The 18,969-nt window shown below is 67.9% G+C and carries 15 protein-coding genes; 4 read left to right on the top strand and 11 right to left on the bottom strand.

The features are described from left to right. Positions 1–19 precede the first annotated feature (19 nt). Entirely contained in the window at positions 20–2,200 is a 2,181-nt protein-coding gene (locus tag VXM69_RS06540) for an ornithine decarboxylase (protein WP_367189178.1), read from the bottom strand. 508 nt (positions 2,201–2,708) lie between these two features. On the opposite strand from VXM69_RS06540, the gene VXM69_RS06545 reads away from it, so the two are divergent. Continuing rightward, positions 2,709–5,009, top strand: coding sequence for an Orn/Lys/Arg decarboxylase N-terminal domain-containing protein (locus VXM69_RS06545; RefSeq protein ID WP_367189179.1), 2,301 nt, complete (start codon positions 2,709–2,711; stop codon positions 5,007–5,009). 58 nt (positions 5,010–5,067) lie between these two features. Then, positions 5,068–6,453 carry a putrescine-ornithine antiporter gene (gene potE / locus VXM69_RS06550; protein ID WP_034185860.1) on the top strand — a complete coding sequence of 462 codons (1,386 nt, stop codon included), beginning with the start codon at positions 5,068–5,070 and terminating at the stop codon, positions 6,451–6,453. On the opposite strand, the gene VXM69_RS06555 is transcribed toward potE, so the two are convergent. Beyond that, positions 6,383–7,387 carry a LysR family transcriptional regulator gene (locus VXM69_RS06555; RefSeq protein WP_367189180.1) on the bottom strand — a complete coding sequence of 335 codons (1,005 nt, stop codon included), beginning with the start codon at positions 7,385–7,387 and terminating at the stop codon, positions 6,383–6,385. The genes potE and VXM69_RS06555 overlap by 71 nt on opposite strands. A 195-nt stretch (positions 7,388–7,582) precedes the next feature. Here VXM69_RS06555 and VXM69_RS06560 point away from each other — a divergent pair, with 195 nt between their 5' ends. After that, the gene (locus VXM69_RS06560) at positions 7,583–8,164 is read left to right on the top strand and encodes a putative glycolipid-binding domain-containing protein (RefSeq protein ID WP_200089516.1); all 582 of its coding nucleotides are present in this window, start codon (positions 7,583–7,585) and stop codon (positions 8,162–8,164) included. Between the two features lie 4 nt (positions 8,165–8,168). Here VXM69_RS06560 and VXM69_RS06565 read toward each other — a convergent pair whose 3' ends face one another. Continuing rightward, on the bottom strand, positions 8,169–9,161 hold the full coding sequence (locus tag VXM69_RS06565; protein ID WP_034185863.1) for a sulfonate ABC transporter substrate-binding protein: 993 nt from the start codon (positions 9,159–9,161) through the stop codon (positions 8,169–8,171). A gap of 183 nt (positions 9,162–9,344) precedes the next feature. Continuing rightward, the gene (locus VXM69_RS06570; RefSeq protein ID WP_367189181.1) at positions 9,345–9,752 is read right to left on the bottom strand and encodes a DUF427 domain-containing protein; all 408 of its coding nucleotides are present in this window, start codon (positions 9,750–9,752) and stop codon (positions 9,345–9,347) included. A 300-nt stretch (positions 9,753–10,052) separates the two neighbouring features. Between VXM69_RS06570 and VXM69_RS06575 the strand changes: the two genes are divergently transcribed. After that, complete coding sequence (locus tag VXM69_RS06575; protein ID WP_059558290.1) at positions 10,053–11,714, top strand: ABC transporter substrate-binding protein; 1,662 nt, start codon at positions 10,053–10,055, stop codon at positions 11,712–11,714. Between the two features lie 63 nt (positions 11,715–11,777). On the opposite strand, the gene VXM69_RS06580 is transcribed toward VXM69_RS06575, so the two are convergent. The 7 genes from VXM69_RS06580 to VXM69_RS06610 all read right to left on the bottom strand — a co-directional run bounded on the left by VXM69_RS06580 (position 11,778) and on the right by VXM69_RS06610 (position 18,909). Continuing rightward, on the bottom strand, positions 11,778–12,725 hold the full coding sequence (locus VXM69_RS06580) for a TauD/TfdA family dioxygenase (RefSeq protein ID WP_034185866.1): 948 nt from the start codon (positions 12,723–12,725) through the stop codon (positions 11,778–11,780). 150 nt (positions 12,726–12,875) lie between these two features. Continuing rightward, complete coding sequence (locus VXM69_RS06585) at positions 12,876–13,829, bottom strand: TauD/TfdA family dioxygenase (RefSeq protein WP_034185867.1); 954 nt, start codon at positions 13,827–13,829, stop codon at positions 12,876–12,878. Between the two features lie 143 nt (positions 13,830–13,972). Then, positions 13,973–14,818 (bottom strand): ABC transporter ATP-binding protein, encoded by an 846-nt coding sequence (locus VXM69_RS06590; RefSeq protein WP_034185868.1) that lies wholly within the window; start codon positions 14,816–14,818, stop codon positions 13,973–13,975. A 40-nt stretch (positions 14,819–14,858) separates the two neighbouring features. After that, entirely contained in the window at positions 14,859–15,680 is an 822-nt protein-coding gene (locus VXM69_RS06595) for an ABC transporter permease (RefSeq protein WP_367189182.1), read from the bottom strand. Between the two features lie 31 nt (positions 15,681–15,711). Beyond that, complete coding sequence (locus VXM69_RS06600) at positions 15,712–16,554, bottom strand: ABC transporter permease (protein ID WP_034185870.1); 843 nt, start codon at positions 16,552–16,554, stop codon at positions 15,712–15,714. A gap of 15 nt (positions 16,555–16,569) precedes the next feature. Beyond that, entirely contained in the window at positions 16,570–17,637 is a 1,068-nt protein-coding gene (locus VXM69_RS06605; RefSeq protein ID WP_069245927.1) for an ABC transporter substrate-binding protein, read from the bottom strand. 285 nt (positions 17,638–17,922) lie between these two features. Further along, complete coding sequence (locus VXM69_RS06610; RefSeq protein WP_367189183.1) at positions 17,923–18,909, bottom strand: ABC transporter substrate-binding protein; 987 nt, start codon at positions 18,907–18,909, stop codon at positions 17,923–17,925. Positions 18,910–18,969 lie beyond the last annotated feature (60 nt).

An 18,969-nucleotide genomic window follows, 5' to 3' on the forward strand; every position in this document is an offset into this window, starting at 1 on the left:
GTGCGGTCGCCCGGCAGGTTCAGGCGCGCGACGCGTCGGCGTCGGCCGCCACCACGTACGCCGACGCCTGCTTCGTGCCGTCCGGCCGCGTCTGCAGGTACACGCCCTGGATCTCCGGCTCGAAGCCCGGCAGCGCGTTGATCCCGGCTTCGAGCGCCCGGAAGTAGTCGAGTGCCGGGCCGCCCCAGGCTTCGCCGGGCACCACGCAGAAGATGCCGGGCGGATAGGGCAGCGCGCCTTCGGTCGCGATCCGGCCTTCGATGCGATCGAGCGTGACGAGCTCGACGTTGTTGCGGATCAGCTCGGCGTTCGCGGCCTGCGGTTGCATCACCTGCTTCGGAAACTGCGCGCGCCGGAACATCTGCTTCTGCAGGTGCTTCATGTCGTGGCTGCGGTAGAAGTCGTGCATGCGCTGGCACAGCTGCCGCAGGCGCATGGTGCCGTACAGCTCCGGATAGGCTTCGCACAGCGACGGAATCGCTTCGCGCAGCGGCGTGTCCTGGTCGAGATGGCGTTCGAACTGCGCGAGGTGCGCGACCAGATGCTGCAGCTTGCCGAAACTTTCCGACGGCGTGAGCAGGAACAGGATCGTGTACAGGTCGGCTTTCTCGGGCACGACGCCGTGCTCGCGCAGGTAGCGCGCGAGGATCGGCGCCGGTGCACCGAACGGCGCGTACTCGTGCGTGTCGCGATCGATGCCGGGCGTCGTCAGCAGCAGCTTGCATGGATCGACGAAGTACTGGTCGTCCGCATAACCTTCGAAGCCGTGCCACGTGTCGGACGGGTGGAAGCGGAAGAAGCGCAGGTCGTCGACGATCTGCTCGGTCGGGTAGTCGGCCCACGGGCGGCCGTCGATCTGTTGCGGAACGAACGGACGGATCTGGCGGCAGGTCTTCATCAGCAGCTTGCGCGTATCGACACCGTGTGCGACGCAGTCGCGCCACAGACGCTTGCCGGCCGGGCCCGCGTGCATCTGCGCGTTGACGTCGAGCGCCGCGAACATCGGGTAGAACGGGCTCGTCGACGCGTGGATCATGTACGCGTTGTTGAAGCGGCGGTGATCGCAGAAGCGCTTCTGGCCTTCGATGTGGCTGTCCTTCTTGTGGATTTGCGACGTTTGCGAGAAGCCGGCCTGCTGCTTGTGCACCGACTGCGTGACGAAGATGCCGGGATCGTCGGGGCCGAGCGTCAGCATCAGCGGCGAGCAGTCCTGCATCATCGGGATGAACTGCTCGTAGCCGACCCACGCCGAATCGAACAGGATGTAGTCGCACAGATGGCCGATCCGGTCGACGATCTCGCGGGCGTTGTAGATCGTGCCGTCGTAGGTGCCGAGCTGGATCACCGCCAGCCGGAACGGGCGCGGCAGGTCCGCGCGCTCGGGCGCGACGTCGCGGATCGCGTCGCGAATGCGCGCTTCGTCGAGCGCCGCGCTGTCGACGCCGCCGATGAGGCCCCACGCGTTGCGCGCGGTTTCGAGGTACACCGGCCGCGCGCCGGACAGCACCAGCGCGCCGAGGTGCACCGACTTGTGATTGTTGCGGTCGAACAGCACGAGATCGTCCGGCGCGAGCAACGCGCTCGTGACGACCTTGTTCGACGTCGACGTGCCGTTCAGCACGAACCAGGTCTTGTCCGCGTTGTAGATCCGCGCGGCATTGCGCTGCGCTTCCAGCGCCGGGCCTTCGTGGATCAGCAGGTCGCCGAGCCGGACGTCCGCGTTGCAGAGGTCCGAGCGAAAGATCGTTTCGCCGAAGAAGTCGAAGAACATCCGGCCGAGCGGATGACTGGAGAAGAACTGGCCGCCCTGGTGGCCCGGGCAGTCGAACTCCACGTAGCCGCGCTGCACGTATTCGCGCATGACCTTGAAGAACGGCGGCAGCAGGTTCTCGCTGTAGATGTCGGCGGCGGCGGAAATCTGCCGGCCGTAGTAGTGGCGGCCGCCGTGCCGGAGCTGGATCACGCCGCTCGCGCGCGGCAGCACCGACGGCGGCACTTCCTGGTCGGGCTCGACCGCGACGAAGAACGGAATCGCGAAACCGGTTCTTTCGACGGTATTCAGCACCTTTTGTGCCGAATCAATTCCGACGACGACTGCCGCGATATTCGTGAAATCGGTCTGGAATACGTCGACCTGTTCGTGCGTGGTGAGGAAGGCGCCAATCAGCGCCGGCTCGACTGCGATTTTCAACAGGCTCACGCAAACTCTCCCGTAAATGTGCGGAAGCGGGAGCCGTATTCGCACCGGCACGTCGCTCTGATCCGACATGCGCCGCAGCCGATTGAAACGCTCCCGCGAATGCCGAAGGCCGAATGCGCGCTGCGCGATGGAGCCTTGCGCGGCGCGGCACGGCCGCGATCGGGCCGTGCCCGGTGCAGCCGATCGTAGCAACAAAAGCGTGCGAATTCAATCGACCGGAATCGACAATGTCATTCAAGGATGAGAAGGATCAAATAATCGGGAATTGCCGTGCTGCATTGCACATAAAAATGATTCAATTATGAAATCCGTTTTGAAAGGCGCCGATGGTTTTACCGAATCGTCAGCTTTTCACCGAAAGGCATCTATGGCATAGTCGGCTCCGAATTGGATGGCGAATCAAACCGGAATTGCGAGCGTCTCACGCCGCGGACCGTGGCCTGCTGTTCGCGTGCTCGTGAGATGAACAACACAACAATCGAAGCATCGGAACCGCGAGGGCAACATCATGAATACTTCTGCCGGTGGCATTCGTCGGCTCGGCATGCGCGCGCTGCTGGTCGACGACGAGATCACGCAGGAAACGGCGACCGGGCGAGCGGTTCGTACGCTGAGCGCGGAGCTCGCGCAACGCGACATCGACGTGCTCACGGCGACCTCCGCCGACGATGCGATCATGCTGATCCGTTCCGATCCGTCGATCCAGTGCGTGCTGCTCGACTGGGATCTCGGCGTGGACGGCCACGGGCCGTCCGAGGCCGTGGTCGACGCGGTCCGGCAGCGCAACGGCAACGTGCCGATCTTCCTGCTGGCCGACCGCAGCGTGGCATCGTCGGTGCCGTCCGCGGTGATGGGGCAGGTCGACGATTTCGTGTGGCTGCTCGAGGATACGGCCGACTTCATCGGCGGCCGCATCCACGCGGCGATCGAACGCTATCGCGCGAACGTGCTGCCGCCGATGTTCGGCGCGCTCGCGAAGTTCTCGCGGGTCTATGAGTATTCGTGGCATACGCCCGGCCATACGGGCGGCACGGGCTTCCTGAAATCGCCGGTCGGCCGCGCGTTCTTCGAATACTTCGGCGAATCGCTGTTCCGCTCGGACCTGTCGATCTCGGTCGGCGAACTCGGCTCGCTGCTCGATCACTCGGGCCCGATCGGCGAAAGCGAACGCTACGCGGCGCGCGTGTTCGGCGCGCATCGCACGTATCACGTGACGAACGGCTCGTCGACGTCGAACCGCATCATCCTGATGGCGAGCGTGAGCCGCGACCAGATCGCGCTGTGCGACCGCAACTGTCACAAGTCGGCGGAGCACGCGATGACGATGTCGGGCGCGATCCCGACCTACCTCGTGCCGACACGCAACCGCTACGGGATCATCGGGCCGATCGCATCCGAGCGTCTCACGCAGACGGCGATCCGCGAGGCGATCGCGTCGAACCCGCTCACAGCCGGGCTGGCCGATCGCCAGCCGAAGCACGCGATCATCACGAACTCGACGTACGACGGGCTCTGCTACAACGTCACGCGCGTGGAAGAACTGCTCGGCGCGAGCGTCGACCGGTTGCATTTCGACGAAGCCTGGTACGGTTACGCGCGTTTCAACCCGATCTACCGCGACCGCCATGCGATGCACGGCGACCCGCGCGACCATCATGCCGATCGGCCCACGGTGTTCGCGACGCAGTCGACGCACAAGCTGCTGACCGCATTGTCGCAGGCGTCGTACATCCACGTGCGCGACGGCCGCAGCCCGATTCCGCATGGCCAGTTCAACGAAACGTTCATGATGCACGCGTCGACGTCGCCGAACTACGCGATCATCGCGTCGAACGACGTCGCGGCGGCGATGATGGACGGCCCCGGCGGCGCGGCGCTGACGCACGAATCGATCGAGGAAGCCGTCGCGTTCCGGCAGATGATCGCGCGGATGAACAACGAATTCGGCGCGAAGGGCGACTGGTTCTTCGAATGCTGGCAGCCCGACACGGTACTCGAGGCGCGCACGGGCCGTACGCTGCCGTTCCACGACGCGCCGGCCGAGCTGCTCGCGAGCGGCCCGTCATGCTGGGTGCTGCGCCCCGGTGCGCAATGGCACGGCTTCGGCAACATCGAGGACGGCTACTGCATGCTCGATCCGATCAAGGTGTCGATCGTCACGCCGGGCGTCGCACCGGCCGGCGGCCTGATGCCGGTCGGCATCCCGGCGAGCGTCGTGACCGCGTATCTCGACGCGCGCGGGATCGTCGTCGAGAAGACGACCGACTTCACGATCCTGTTCCTGTTCTCGATCGGCATCACGAAGGGCAAGTGGGGCTCGCTCGTCAGCGCGCTGTGCGATTTCAAGCGCGACTACGACGCGAACCTGCCGCTCGACATGGCGATTCCGTCGCTCGCGAAGGAGCATGGCGCGCGCTACGCGGGCATGGGGCTGAAGGACCTGGCCGACACGATGTTCGCGGCGATGGAACAGCTCGGCACGACCCGGCTGATGTCGGAAGCGTTCTCGATCCTGCCGAAGCCGGAGATGAGCCCGGTGCGCGCGTACGAGCATCTCGTGCAGGGCCGCGTCGAGCAGGTCACGCTCGACGAACTGGCCGGGCGCACCGTCGCCACCGGCGTCGTGCCGTATCCGCCGGGCATTCCGCTCTTGATGCCGGGCGAGAACGCGGGGCCGGCAGGCGGCCCGGTGCTCGGTTACCTGAAGGCGCTCGAGGCGTACGACCGGCGTTTCCCGGGTTTTGCGCACGACACGCATGGCGTGGAAGTCGAGGACGGCACGTACCGCGTGTACTGCTTGACCGCGTGAGCGCCCGAACGAACGAGCGACCGGCCGCGCGGCGGCCCCACATCGAAGGATCGACATCATGGAAAACGCAGCGCGCATGACCGACGCGGCCCCGGCGGCCGTGCAGAAGAACCGGATGAACGTCTGGCAGCTGACCATTCTCACGGCGGTCAACATGATGGGCTCCGGCATCATCCTGCTGCCGTCGAAGCTCGCGCAGGTCGGCACGATCTCGCTGCTGTCGTGGATCGTCACGGCCGGCGGCTCGCTCGCGCTGGCCTACGCGTTCGCGCGCTGCGGGATGCTGAGCCGCAAGCCGGGCGGGATGGGCGGCTACGCGGAGTACGCGTTCGGCAAGGCCGGCAACTACATGGCGAACTACACGTACGGGCTGTCGCTCGTGATCGCCAACGTCGCGATCGGCGTCACGGCGGTCGGCTACGGCACCGTGCTGTTCGATGCGACGCTGTCGCCGCTGCAGACGGGCCTGTGGACGATCTTCCTGCTCGTGCTCACGACGGTCGCGAACTTCGGCGGCTCGCGCATCACCGGCCGGATCGGCTCGGTGACCGTGTGGGGCGTGATCATTCCGGTCGTCGTCGTGTCGCTGATCGGCTGGTTCTGGTTCAGCGGCGCGACCTGGGGCGCGGCATGGAACCCGGGCAACCTGCCGTTCGGGCCGGCCGTCGGCAGCTCGATCGCGGTGACGCTGTGGGCGTTCCTCGGGCTCGAATCGGCGTGCGCGAACTCGGACGCCGTCGAGAATCCGGAGCGCAACGTGCCGATCGCCGTGCTCGGCGGCACGATCGCGTCGGCGATCTTCTACATCGTATCGACCAACGTGATCGCGGGCATCGTGCCCAACGCGATCCTCGCGAAGTCGAACGCGCCGTTCGGCATCGCCTTCGCGACGATGTTCACGCCGACCGTCGGCACGATCGTCACCGCGCTGATGGTGATCGCGTGCATCGGCTCGCTGCTCGGCTGGCAGTTCACGGTCGCGCAGGTGTTCAAGAGCTCGGCGGACGTCGGCTACTTCCTGCCGGTGTTCGCGAAGGCGACGCGCACGGGCACGCCGATCGTCGGCATGGTGATCCTGCTCGTCGCGCAGGTCGTGCTGGCGCTGATGACGATCAGCCCGGAACTGAGCAGCCAGTTCCAGAAGATCGTCGATCTCGCGGTCGTGACGAACCTCGTGCCCTACGTGATGTCGATGGCCGCGCTGATCACCATCCAGAAGGTCGCGAAGGTGCCGCCCGGCAAGGCGCTGGTGACAAACGTGATCGCGATGGTCGCCACCGCGTACAGCTTCTATGCGCTGTTCAGCTCGGGCGAGCAGGCGCTGATGCTCGGCGGCCTGTGCGTGTTCCTGGGCTGGACGCTGTTCGGTTTCGTCAGCGCGCGATTCTACCAGATGGAGGTCGACGCGCACGTGAAGGAGCCGGGGAAGTCGCTGCAGGCGTGAGCGCGGCCGCCTGCGGCCGGTGACGGCTACCGGTGTGCTGCGTGAGCCGCGGCGGGAGTGCCTGCTTCAGCAGGTCGACGACCGCCCGCACGCGCGGCGGCAGCGGCCGCTGCGCGTGCACGAGCACGTTGAGCGCGAAGTCGGGGACCCCGTATCGTGGCAGGAGCCGGACCAGCCGGCCGTGCGCGAGCGCGTCGGCGCACGCCGGCTGCTGGACCACGCCGATGCCGCCGCCCGCCGCGATCGTGTCGAACATCGGGCGCCAGTGGCTCGTGGTCATGACCGTCCGGATCCGCGCGTATTCGACCGCGCCGCCGTCATGCTGCAGCGGCACCTGTTCGCTCGCGAACACGCCTTTCACGCGGATGAACGGGTGGTGCGCGAGATCGGCCTTCGTTTCGATCGGGCCGTGCCGGTCCAGATACGACGGCGCGGCGACGAGCACGCGGCCGACCGCGCCGAGCGCGTACGCGATGTACCCGCCGTCGCCCAGCTGGCCGACCCGGATCGAAATATCGACGCCCTCGGTGACCGGATCGACGATCTCGTCGTTCAGCACCAGGTCAATATGCAGCTTCGGATAGGCGGTGCGAATCTGCATCAGCACACCCGGCATCACGACCTCGCCGAAGCATTGCGGCGCCGCGAGCCGGATCGTGCCGTCGAGCGCGTTTTCCGTCTTCGATACCGATGCGACCGCCATTTCGGCCGCTTCGAGCAGCGCCTTGCTGCGTTCGTAGAAGAGGCGGCCTTCCTCCGTGCAGGCGAGGGTGCGTGCACTGCGCATCAGCAGCCGCGTGCCGAGATGCTTTTCGAGTTTTTCGATGCGTTCGCTGACGGCCGGCTGGCCCATGTCGAGATCCCGCGCCGCGCCGGACATCGTGCCGCGCTCTACGACCCTGACGTAGATGCGCATCGTCGCCAACAAATCCATGAAGTCGCGCCTTTTGTCTTCCGGTTCGATTCCTGCCGATCGACGGATGGTACCAAAGCAGCGGCGGTGCGGCGGTGTGCGTGGCGCCGATAGTGACTATCGGCAAGAGGGCGGCCGGTGCCGAGGCCGCGTGCGTTCGGCGGCGTCGTGAGCGAAAATCGGCTTCCTTGCGCGCGACCGACAGGAGAGCACGACATGACGCAACCGACCGAAGCGATACGCACGCACTGCGTCGCATGGCAGATCGAGCGGACGTGGCAGGCGTGCGAATGGTGCCGGCTCGCCGAATCGCACTCGGGCATCGACCTGTCGGGTTCGGTGTCGGGCGCGATCGACGGCACGCCGTTTCGCGTCGACTACGCGATCGCATGCGGCGCCGACTGGCTCACGCGCTCGGCCCGCGTGACACGCTGGGCCGGCACGACGCGGCAGCAGTGGGACATCGCCTGCGATGCCGGCCAATGGACGATCGACGGCGTCGAGGCGCCGGCGCTTGCCGGTGCGACCGATATCGACCTCGGTTTCAGCCCGTCGACCAATACGCTGCCGATCCGGCGGCTCGCGCTCGCCGTCGGCGAAGCGGCCGTGATCCGCACGGCGTGGTTGCGCTTTCCGGATGTCGACCTGGTGCGCGGCGAGCAGCGCTACACGCGCACGGCACCGCGGCGCTATCGCTACGAGAGCGGCACGTATGCGGCCGATATCGCGGTCGACGACGCGGGACTCGTCACCGACTACGACGAATGGCGGCGCATCGGCGCCGCGGCCGCGCCGTAACGCGTCAGCGTGCGCTGGCGACCGACAGCTTGCCCGGAATCAGCTTCAGCGTGCTGAACGTGTCGGCGATGTTCTGCTGATACGCGACCGTCGCATCGGTGATGGGCTGCACGCCGTAGCCGGCGCGCTTGAGCGCGATTTCGAGCGTCGGCGCGTCGAGGCCGACGAGCGGTGACAGTTGCGTGGCGACCTCGGGCACGTGATCGCGGGCCCAGCGGTCGACCGCGTCGACTTCGTCGAGCAGCGTGCGCAGCACCTGCGGGTGGGCGGCCGCATACTTGCGCGCGGCGAGGTAGTACTGCGTGTTGCGCACGAGCCCGTCGCCGTTCGCGACCACGCGCGCGCCGAGCTGCCGCTCGGCGGCGGCGAAGTACGGATCCCAGATCACCCACGCATCGACACTGCGCTGCACGAACGCGGCACGTGCGTCGGCGGGCGTCAGGTAGATCGGCTGGATGTCCGCATACGTGAGGCCCGCGCGTTCGAGCGCCTTCACGAGCAGGTAGTGGACGTTCGAGCCCTTGTTGAACGCGACTTTCTTGCCGCGCAGTTGCGCGACGGTGCGAATCGGCGAATCGGGCAGCACGATGATCGCCTCGCCCTGCGGCGCGGGCGGCTCGTTGCCGATATAGACGAAATCGACGCCGCCCGCCTGCGCGAAGATCGGCGGCGTTTCGCCGACCGTGCCGACGTCGATCGCACCGGCGTTCAGTCCTTCGAGCAGTTGCGGGCCGGCCGGGAACTCGAGCCATTGCACGGCGACGCCCTGGCTCGCCAGACGCTTCTCGAGCGTGCCGCGTGCCTTGAGCACGACGAAGTTGCCGTACTTCTGGAAGCCGATGCGCAGCCGCGTGCCGGTGTCGTCGGCGAGCGCGGGCCGGGCCGCGAGCGGGCCGAGCGCGAGCCCGGCCAGACCGGCGGCCGCGCCGTGCAGCCAGCGGCGGCGGCGCGGGTTCGCCGGGGTCGTTTCAATGTCTGCGAGCGGGGTGTCGTTCATTGGGTCATCCTGCGTGCGGGTTCACGGGCCGCGCGCGAGGACGGCGCGGCCGGCGCACGGCAGGGCCGGATGCGGGCGATGCACGCAACGGGCCCGGCCCGCGCCGGATTCAGGACGATACGGCGGCACCGGCCGGTGGCCAACCAACGAATGCGTATATGCAAATCAGCGGCGCGGCGGTGCTCAATCGGTGCCGGCGGCGCTTTCCTCGATCGCGTCGACCCGGTCCGGATAGAACGCGAGGTGCCCGCGAATCGCCTCGACGGCCGGGTACGGCTGCTCGTAGGTCCAGACCGCGTTGATCGAGCGTTCGCCGCCCGCCGGAATCGAGTAGTACGCGCAGTCGCCCTTGTACGGGCAATAGGTCGCATGGTCGGTGCGTTGCAGCAGCGACAGGTCGGCGTCCTCGCGCGGCAGATAGAGCACGGCCGGGTAGCTGGCCTCGCGCAGTACCAGCGCGCGGCGCGTATCGGCGACGACCTTGCCGGCCACCTTGACCACCACGCGCCGCGCATGGGGTTCGACCGTGATCGGATGATCGGGGCCCGGCGATTTCACGGGGCGGGCGAGCGTATCGGGGCTGATCGACATCGTGGGTCCTCCATGACGCGGCGGTGCGGCGGCGCCGGGCGGATCCCGGCGCCGCCGGTGCCGGCGTTAACCAGCCGATACGATGCGCTCATTCCGGAAAGTCTGCAGGGGGCCGGAAGGCGGCGGCGCGAAAGGCCGCCGGATCGCGCGCCGGCGCTCGCGTGGACGTTTTCATGCACGGGCAGCGGGATGCGTCGGCAACGATAAGCAACGCCGAATTAATTGGTAAGCGATCGGCGGGAGGCGCGCGAAGATCGGCGGTCGTCATTCGCATGACAGCCATCCTTTCTTTCCGTCACCATGAAGAACGCTTACGTTTCGTCAGCCACGCGTCGTGCGCGTGGCGTCCCGCATGCCGTTGCCGCGCTTCGCTGCATCGCCGCGTCGCTGTTGCTCGCCGGCGCCGCGACACCGGCGCTGGCCGCGCCGACCGGCAAGACGCTCGTGTACTGCACCGAAGGCAGCCCGGCCGGCTTCGATCCGGGCCAGCACACGACGAGCACCGATTTCGACGCGAGCACGTACACGATCTACAACGGGCTCGTGCAGTTCAAGCGCGGCACGCTCGATATCGAACCGTCGCTCGCGACGAGCTGGGACGTCTCGCCCGACCAGCGCACGATCACGTTCCATTTGCGGCGCGGCGTGAAATTCCAGACGACCGCATGGTTCAAGCCGACGCGGCCGTTCCAGGCCGACGATGTCGTATTCACGTTCCGCCGCATGCTCGATCCGGACGATCCGTTCCGCAAGGCCTACCCGGTCAGCTTCCCGTATTTCAGCGATCTCGGGTTCGACCACAACGTCGAGCGCATCGACAAGATCGACGACTATACGGTGCGCTTCACGCTGAAGACGCCCGATGTCGTGTTCGTGCGCAACCTCGCGATGGCGTTCGCGTCGGTGCTGTCGGCCGAATATGCGTCGCAGCTTGCCGCGCGCCATCGCGAGTCCGACATCAACCAGTTCCCGGTCGGCACCGGGCCGTTCCTGCTGCGCACGTACCAGAAGGATGCGCTGATCCGCTACGACGCGAATCCCGATTACTGGAAGCCGGACGACGTGAAGCTCGCGCGCCTCGTGTTCGCGATCACGCCCGATCCGGCCGCGCGCCTGCAGAAGCTGGTGGCCGGCGAGTGCCAGGTATCGGCATTCCCGCGTCCGGCCGATCTCGAGACGGTGCGGCGCGACCCGAAGCTGACGCTGTTCTCGGGCGTGGGGTTCAACGTCGGCTTTGTCGCGTACAACACGCAGCATCCGCCGCTCGATCGCGTCGACGTGCGGCGCGCGCTCGACATCGCGATCGACAAGACGGCGATCGTGAAGACCGTGTTCAACGGCGATGCGACGATCGCGACGAACCCGATGCCGCCCGCGCAATGGTCGTACAACCCGCGCCTGAAGGACGCGCCGCGCGATCCGGCCGCCGCGAAGGCGCTGCTCGCGCAGGCCGGCTTCCCGAACGGTTTCGACCTGACGCTGTGGGCGATGCCGGTGCAGCGCCCGTACAACCCGAATGCGCAGCTGATGGCGCAGCTGATCCAGCAGGACTGGGCGAAGATCGGCGTGCGCGCGAAGATCGTCAGCTACGAGTGGGGCGAATACAACCGCCGCGCGAAGCACGACGGCCAGCACGACGCGATCCTGTACGGCTGGTCGGGGGACAACGGCGACCCGGACAACTGGCTCGGCACGCTGCTCGGCTGCGACGCGGTGCACGGCAGCAACCTCGCGAAGTGGTGCAATCAGGATTTCGAAAAGCTCGTGAGCGCGGCACGCTCGAATGCGGATGTCGCGAAACGCACGTCGCTGTACGAGCAGGCGCAGGTCGTGTTCAAGGATCAGGTGCCGTTCACGCCGATCGCGACGTCGATCGTGTCGTTGCCGATCTCGCGGCGCGTCCACGGGTTGACGTTCTCGCCGCTCGGCGGGCACCGGTTCGACGGCGTGTGGCTCGATTGATCGGGAAGCGGCCGGCGCGCGCGTGCGCGCCGGTGCCGGAAGCGGACGGTCGAATCCGTCGGGTCAGTTGAGTGCGACGGCCGCGGCCGTTTCGACCGGCGAGCCTTCGAGCGCGACCGACGGCCGGCCGTCGGGGCCGACCGGCACGTCGCCGGTCAGCGTCGTGCGGTAGAGCTGCCGGTCGAAGTCGAGATCGAAGATGTCGACAGGCGCCAGATGCGCGGTCGCGCGGTTGTCCCAGAACGCGATGCTGCGCGGTTCCCACTTGAAGCGGATCGTGAATTCCGGCCGCGTCACGTGTTCCCACAGCAGTTCGAGCAGCGCCTGGCTCTCGCGCGGCGTCAGCCCGACGATCGATTTCAGGAAGCTCGGGCTGACGTACAGCGCGCGCTCGCCGGTCTCCGGATGCACGCGCACGAGCGGATGCTCGGTCACGAGCGGGCGGCGTTCGACGGCCTCGTCGAACGCGCCGGTGGCGCGCGCACCGGCCGGCGGCGTGAAGCGGTGAATGCCGCGCAAGCCGTCGACGAAGCCGCGCAACGGCGCGGACAGCGTCTCGTACGCGCGGACCAGGTTCGTCCAGTGCGTGTCGCCGCCGTACGGCGGGATCGTCACGCCGCGCAGGATCGACGCCCACGGCGGATTCACGGCGGCCGTCACGTCCGTGTGCCAGCCCGTCCACGGCCGGCGCACCGGTTCGCCTTCGAAGCGTGTCGCCTTGCGATGTTTCGCGATCGAATAGACGGCAGGGTGGCCGTCGACATGCCCGAATACCGGGTGGCCGACCGTCGGGTCGCCGAACTGCGCGGAGAACGCGACGTGCTGTTCGTGCGTGAGGAATTGTTCGCGAAAGAAGATGACGCGCCATTTCAGCAGCGCGGCGCGGATCGCGGCGATCTGCGGCGTGGTCAACGGCTGGGTGAGGTCGACGCCGCGGATTTCCGCGCCGATATGGGCGGACAGCGGAATCACGTCGACCGGCTGGGCGGCGGGTTCGAGTAGGGCGCTCATGCGACGCTCCTGACGGAAGTGAACGGGGCGGAGGGCCGACATCGTTGCGCGTGCAAGTGTCGGTGCGGTGACGGGACGCTCATGATCGGATCTTCGGTGGGAAACGGTGCGGCGGCGCGCGGCGCAGGCCGCCGCCGCGGGAGACGGGCGTTACTGCAGCGTGGCGCCCGGCCCTTTCAGCACGACGCTCTGGCGGCCGTCGATGCCGACCGGCACGTCGCCGTGAACGGTCGCGCGGCGCACGACGCGGCGCGCATCGCCGTAGTCGTTGATCGCGTAGTGCTGCGTCGCACGGTTGTCCCAGATCGCGACGTCGCCTTCCTGCCAGTTCCAGCGCACGGTGTTCTCGAGACGCGTCACGTGCTCGTGGAATACCTGCAGCAGGTGCGCGGAATCCTGCGACGACAGCCCCTTGAGCCGCTGGACGAAGTGGCCGAGCACGAGCGTGCGCTCGCCGGTTTCCGGATGCACGCGCACGACCGGGTGCTCGGTTTCATAGACGGTCGACGTGAACACTTCGCGGTAGCGCTTCAGTTGCGTGTCGTCGGCATGGACATGCGTCGACGCGTAGTCGTATGCGTTGGTGTGCAGCGCCCACAGCGTGTCGGCGAGCGCGCGCAGCGGGTCGGGGAGATGCGCGTACGCGGCGGCCGTATTGGCCCAGACGGTATCGCCGCCGAACGGCGGAATCACGACCGCGCGCAGGATCGAGATCTTCGGGTACGCATCGACGAATGTCACGTCGGTGTGCCACGAATTCGCGCGTGCGCCGTGTGCCGAATCGAGTTCGAGCAGATGGGCGCTGCCGTCGACGGACGGCACGGTCGGGTGCGCGACGGTGTCGCCGAAACGGCGAGCGAACGCTTCCTGCGCCGTGTCGTCGAGATGGTGCTGGCCGCGGAAGAACAGCACCTTGTGGCGCAGCAGCGCGGCCTGGACCGCATCGAACGTCGCGTCGTCGAGCGTGGCCGACAGTCGGACGCCGGAGATTTCGGCGCCGATCCGGCCGGCGACCTGGCGAAGCTGAAGCGGAACGGCGGCCGTGCGCGGCGCGGCGTGCGAAACAGGCGAAGACGGTTGTGCGGCGTGCTGGACTTCGGACATCGTGAGTCTCCTGGAGTCGGGTCGGTCGAGTCTCCATTCAAGCAGGGACTGCGCGGAACCGGAACCGATGAATCGTCACAACCTTAGTGTTCCTGCTGCGATGAACGATATGCGCTGCCAAGCGATCCGTTCGGGTCACGCGGTTACCATGCGAGCCGCCATTCGCCGATCCGGTGCGGGCGCGGCGTGTCGACGGGCTTGCCGCCCGTGCCGTCGCGGTGCGGCGGTTCGTGTTCGTCGAAATCGGCGAGCACGGTGTCGCGCAACCGCGCGAATTCCGGCGAATCGCGCCGGCGCGGCCGCGGCAGCGCGACATCGACGATGCGTTCGATGCGGCCCGGGCGCGGCGCCATCGTGACGACGCGGTCGCCGAGATAGACGGCTTCGTCGACGTCGTGCGTGACGAGCATCATCGTGATGCGCTCCTGTTCCCAGATGCGCAGCAGTTCGTTCTGCATCCGCGCACGCGTCTGCGCGTCGAGCGCGCCGAACGGCTCGTCGAGCAGCAGCACGCGCGGGCGGTTCACGAGGCCGCGCGCGATCGCGACGCGTTGCGCCATCCCGCCCGACAACTGGTTCGGGAAGGCGCGCTCGAAGCCGTTCAGCCCGACGAGCGCGACGTGTTCCGCGACCGCGCGCCGCTTCGCGGCCGCGTCGAGCGGTGCGTTGCGCAGCGCGGCGGCAATGTTCTGCTCGACGGTCAGCCACGGGAACAGCCGGTGGTCCTGGAACACGATCCCGCGCTGCAGCGACGTGTCGCGCACGTATTCGTCGCCGGCGCGGATCTCGCCGGCATAGTCGGTGTCGAGCCCGGCAACCAGCCGCAGCAGGGTCGACTTGCCGCAGCCGCTCGCGCCGACGATCGTGACGAACTCGCCGGCGCGTACGTGCAGCGAGACGTCGTCGAGCACGGCGAGCGTCGTGCCGCGTTGTGTGTAGTGCTTGCTCACATGGAGGATGTCGAGCGAATCGGAGGCGAGCGTCGTCATGGCGGGGCGATGAAAGGGGTGACGGACAGGGGACGGAATATCAGAGCGGCAGGTCGCCGCGGCGGGCCAGCACCTTGCGCTCGATCGCCCGCGCGATCGCGTTCAGCGCCCAGCCGGTGATCCCGACGACGATGATCCCGAACAGCACGAGATCCATGCGGAACTGCTCGCTGCCGTCGATCAGCGTGTTGCCGATGCCGGCGCCCGCGACCAGCAGGTATTCGGCGCCGAGCGTCGCGAGCCACGAATAGATCAGGCCGAGATACAGGCCGGTGAAGATCGACGGCAGCGCGGCCGGCAGGATCACGTGGCGAATGAGCTGGAGCCGCGAGTAGCGCAGCGCACGGGCGACGTCGACATACGCGCGCGGCACCGCGTGAATGCCGTCGCACGTGTGCGCGGCGACGGGCAGCAGCGCGGCGAGCGACAGGAACACGACCTTGGCGACGTCGCCCAGGCCGAACCAGACGGAAATCAGCGGAATCCACGCGAACAGCGAGATCTGCTTGAACGTGTCGAAGCTCGGGCCGATCATTCGTGCGGTGACGCGCGACAGCCCGAGCGCGGCGCCGAGCAGCAGGCCGCCCGCCGCGCCGATCGCGAAGCCGCACGCTTCGCGCGCGAGCGATGCGGACAATGCGCGGCCGAGCGCGCCGCTCGTGGCCTGCACCCATGCGGTGCGCAGCACGTCGGACGGGCTAACGAGCAGCCCGCTTTTCACGAGATGCGCGGAAGCGATCGCCCACCAGAGCGCGATCGCCACGAGCGGCAGCACGATGCCGCGCCAGTCGGGCGCGTGCAGGCGGCGCACGGGCGTCGGCGTATCGTCCGGCGCGAATGCCGGGGGAGCGGGGTGCGGCACGGGTGACTCTCCTTCGATTGGGCGGGCGGGCTCAACCGCGAAACGCGGACGGCACGCCGCGGCGCAGGCGCGCCTCGAGCGCGTCGAGCAGCCGGTTGATCAGCAGGCCGACCGCGCCGACCACGACCACGGCCGCCATCACGAGATCGAGCTGGAACAGTTGGCGCCCGTACACGATCAGGTAGCCGAGCCCTTCCGACGAGGCGACGAGCTCGACGACGACGAGCGCGAGCCACGACTTCGTGAACGCGAGCCGCACGCCGGTCGCGAGCGTCGGGATCGCGGCCGGCAGCACGACATGGACGATGCGTTGGCGGCGCGTGTAGCCGAACACGCGTGCGACTTCGTCGAGCGCGGGCGGTGTCTGGCGGAAACCCTGCAACGTGCTCAGCGTGACGGGGACGAGTGCCGCATGCGCGATCAGCAGGTATTTGAGCGGCTCGCCGACGCCGACGAGCAGCAGCAGGAACGGCAACCAACCGAGCACCGGAATCTGCACGAGCGCGTTGAAGCTCGGCAAGACGTAAGCTTCCAGCGTACGGGACAGCCCGAGCGCGACGCCGATCGACAAACCGAGCAGCGTGCCGGCCGCGAAGCCGACCAGCACGCGTTGCAGGCTGATCAGCGTGTGGCGCGCGAGATCGCCGCTCGTCACGAGGTCGGAGAGCGATTCGTACACGCGTTCGGGCGGCGGCAGGATTTGCGGCGCGATCCAGCCGCGCGCGCTGCCGACGGTCCACAGCACGAACAACAGTGCGGGCAGCACCCACGGGGCGAGCTGCCACGCGAGCCGCTTCACGAATGCCGCGCGGTGCGGCGGCGCGGCGAGCGCTTGAGGCTCGGATCTCAGGGCGGGAAACGCGGTGTCGCTCATCGGCGCAGGTCCGGGTCAGGAAAGCGGTTTGCCGGCGGCGTCGTAACGTGGCCAGTAGTTTTCGAGCTTCAGCGTGCGCAGCGCGTTGTCGAGATACTTCGGCTCGAACCAGCCGTCGACGTCGACCGGCTGCCGGATCAGCTTCAGGTTCAGCGCATCCTGCGCGACGGCCTTGTAGCGTGCGACGACGAACGGATCGATCAGCGGGGACAGCCGGTCCTTCAGGCGCTGGTTCGCAAAGTCGGCTTGCCACGACGTGTACGGCACGCCGCTTTTCGTCCACAGCTTGAACAGCGCATCGCGGTTCGCCTCGTCGGACGACCATTGCGCGCCTTTCACGTACGCGGTGACGACGCGCTGCACGATGTCCGGGTGCGCGCGCTCGAAATCGTCGAGCACGAGCAGGTGGGTCTGCCGCGTCAACTGCGGGCCGTCGTTCTGCGATTCGTAGATGATCTTCGCGAGCCCCGCGTCGCGCAGCTTGTACAGCTGATAGTCGCCGACCGCCGCATCGATGCCTTTCGACGCGAGCGCGGCGAGCGAGCTGGCGGAGTCGAGGTTGATCACGCGCAGGTCGCGTTCGCCGAGGCCGTTCTTCGCGAGCGCGTTGTCGGCGACGAGCTGCAGGTTGGTGCCGCGGAAGATCGACACGCGGCGCTCTTTGAGGTCCTTGATCGAACGGATCGTCGAGTCGGGCGGCACCGCGATCTTGATGCCCGAGCGCACGCTGGCCGCGAGCAGCAGGTGCGTCTTGATCCCGTTCGAGCGGGCGAGCACGGCAGGCAGGTCGCCCTGGTACGCGAAGTCGAGCGCCTTGTTGGCGATCGCCTCGTTGACGGCCGGCCCCGCGCCCTTGAAGAACAGCCACTGCACCTTGATGCCGTCGGCGGCGAATTCCTTTTCGACGAGTTGCTGCAACTGCACGGTGGCGGCGCTCGATCCGCCGAAGGTCGGCGGATCGCCGGTGCCTTGCTGGGCGACGCCGATGCGGATGGTCGTGGGCTTGTCGGCATGCGCGGCGGCAGCCGGCAACGTAATGAGGGACGCGATCAGCAGCGATCGCAGCAGGCGCAGTGGGAGCATGAATCGATCGGTCAGGAGTACGTTGGAGAGGCGGCGACACGTGTCGGTCCGTCGAATCATTCTCGATGACGGGACGGGGGCGGACAAGAAACGATTTGAACTATGCTTATCGCGGGACGATGCAGGACGAAACCATGTCGCGCATGGCACGCAGTCGTTGCGGTTGCGTGCACGACGGCGGGAAGGTCGTCCGACTCGACGGTCGTACGGAGGGGGCACGCAAGTCCGGAAGCCGACACGCGCGCCGTGCGCGGCCGGGACATGCCGCGGCCCCGTCGAAAGCCGTCAAGCAGACACGTTGCGAATCGCGATCGACGCGACGTCGACGCGCCGCGGCAGGATCGCGTCCGCCGCCGCGCGGTCGGCAACGCGCTGCAGCACGTCGATGTCGGCGCCGCTGAGGCTGCGCTGCGCGAGCGCCGCGCGGTGCGCGATGTCGGCGGCTGCGTCGGGCGGCAGGCGCGTGAGCGACGCATAGACGTTCGCATAGTCGGACGGGTGCGCCAGTGCCCATTGGCCCGCGCGGGCCAGCCGGGCGAGCACGTCCGCGAGCGTCGCGCGTTTCGCGGCGTCGTTCAGCGTCTCGATCGGCGACGTGAGGAAAGCGAGCCCCGAATTGATGCCGCTGCCGTCCCGGACGACGCGCGCGCCGCGTCGTACCGCATGCCCGTAGTACGGGTCGAAGGTCGCCCAGATGGGGATCCGTTTCGCCTCGAACGCGGCGAATGCGTCGACGGGCAGCACGAAGCGCACGTCGACGTCGCGCGGCGCAAGGCCGTGTTCGCGCAGTGCGCCATACAACTGGTATTGGGAAATGCTGCCGCGCGCCGACGACACGACGACGGTCTGCCCTTTCAGGTCGGCGACGGCGCGAACCGGCGAATCGGGCTGCACGACGATGCCGAGCGACGCCGGCGAGCCGACGCGCGTCGCGACGATCCGCAGTGACGGATCGCCGAGCGCGGCTGTCAGCACCGGCAGGTCGCCGGCCGGCGCGAGATCGATCGCGCCCGCGCGCTGGGCCTCGAACAGCGGTGCGGCGCCCTGGAAATTGGCCCAGCGGAACCGGTAGGGCGTGCCGTCGAGCACGCGCGCGGCCTCGGCCAGCGCGCGCAGGCCGCCGGCCTGGTCGCCGAGCACGAGCGTGACGCCCGACAGGTCGGCGCCGGCCGCATGGGCCGGCAGTGCGATACCGCCGGCGAGCGGGGCGGCGGCGAGCGCGGCAAGGCGCTGCAGCACGCGGCGGCGCGCTGCGGTGGAAGAGGGATTCATCGGCGGCATGTCCTGGGTAATCCGCGCTCGTGCGGCGCGGCTGCCGGGCAGGTTACGGAA

The organism is Burkholderia sp. Ed8 (assembly GCF_040761425.1).
Lineage (GTDB): Bacteria > Pseudomonadota > Gammaproteobacteria > Burkholderiales > Burkholderiaceae > Burkholderia > Burkholderia seminalis.

What these genes read in the sequence shown, in the direction of transcription:
- VXM69_RS06545 (WP_367189179.1), top strand. Translation starts at nt 2,709, where the DNA reads ATGAATACTTCTGCCGGTGGCATTCGTCGGCTCGGCATGCGCGCGCTG.
- potE (WP_034185860.1), top strand. Translation starts at nt 5,068, where the DNA reads ATGGAAAACGCAGCGCGCATGACCGACGCGGCCCCGGCGGCCGTGCAG.
- VXM69_RS06555 (WP_367189180.1), bottom strand. Translation starts at nt 7,387, where the DNA reads ATGGATTTGTTGGCGACGATGCGCATCTACGTCAGGGTCGTAGAGCGC.
- VXM69_RS06560 (WP_200089516.1), top strand. Translation starts at nt 7,583, where the DNA reads ATGACGCAACCGACCGAAGCGATACGCACGCACTGCGTCGCATGGCAG.
- VXM69_RS06565 (WP_034185863.1), bottom strand. Translation starts at nt 9,161, where the DNA reads ATGAACGACACCCCGCTCGCAGACATTGAAACGACCCCGGCGAACCCG.
- VXM69_RS06570 (WP_367189181.1), bottom strand. Translation starts at nt 9,752, where the DNA reads ATGTCGATCAGCCCCGATACGCTCGCCCGCCCCGTGAAATCGCCGGGC.
- VXM69_RS06575 (WP_059558290.1), top strand. Translation starts at nt 10,053, where the DNA reads ATGAAGAACGCTTACGTTTCGTCAGCCACGCGTCGTGCGCGTGGCGTC.
- VXM69_RS06580 (WP_034185866.1), bottom strand. Translation starts at nt 12,725, where the DNA reads ATGAGCGCCCTACTCGAACCCGCCGCCCAGCCGGTCGACGTGATTCCG.
- VXM69_RS06585 (WP_034185867.1), bottom strand. Translation starts at nt 13,829, where the DNA reads ATGTCCGAAGTCCAGCACGCCGCACAACCGTCTTCGCCTGTTTCGCAC.
- VXM69_RS06590 (WP_034185868.1), bottom strand. Translation starts at nt 14,818, where the DNA reads ATGACGACGCTCGCCTCCGATTCGCTCGACATCCTCCATGTGAGCAAG.
- VXM69_RS06600 (WP_034185870.1), bottom strand. Translation starts at nt 16,554, where the DNA reads ATGAGCGACACCGCGTTTCCCGCCCTGAGATCCGAGCCTCAAGCGCTC.
- VXM69_RS06605 (WP_069245927.1), bottom strand. Translation starts at nt 17,637, where the DNA reads ATGCTCCCACTGCGCCTGCTGCGATCGCTGCTGATCGCGTCCCTCATT.
- VXM69_RS06610 (WP_367189183.1), bottom strand. Translation starts at nt 18,909, where the DNA reads ATGAATCCCTCTTCCACCGCAGCGCGCCGCCGCGTGCTGCAGCGCCTT.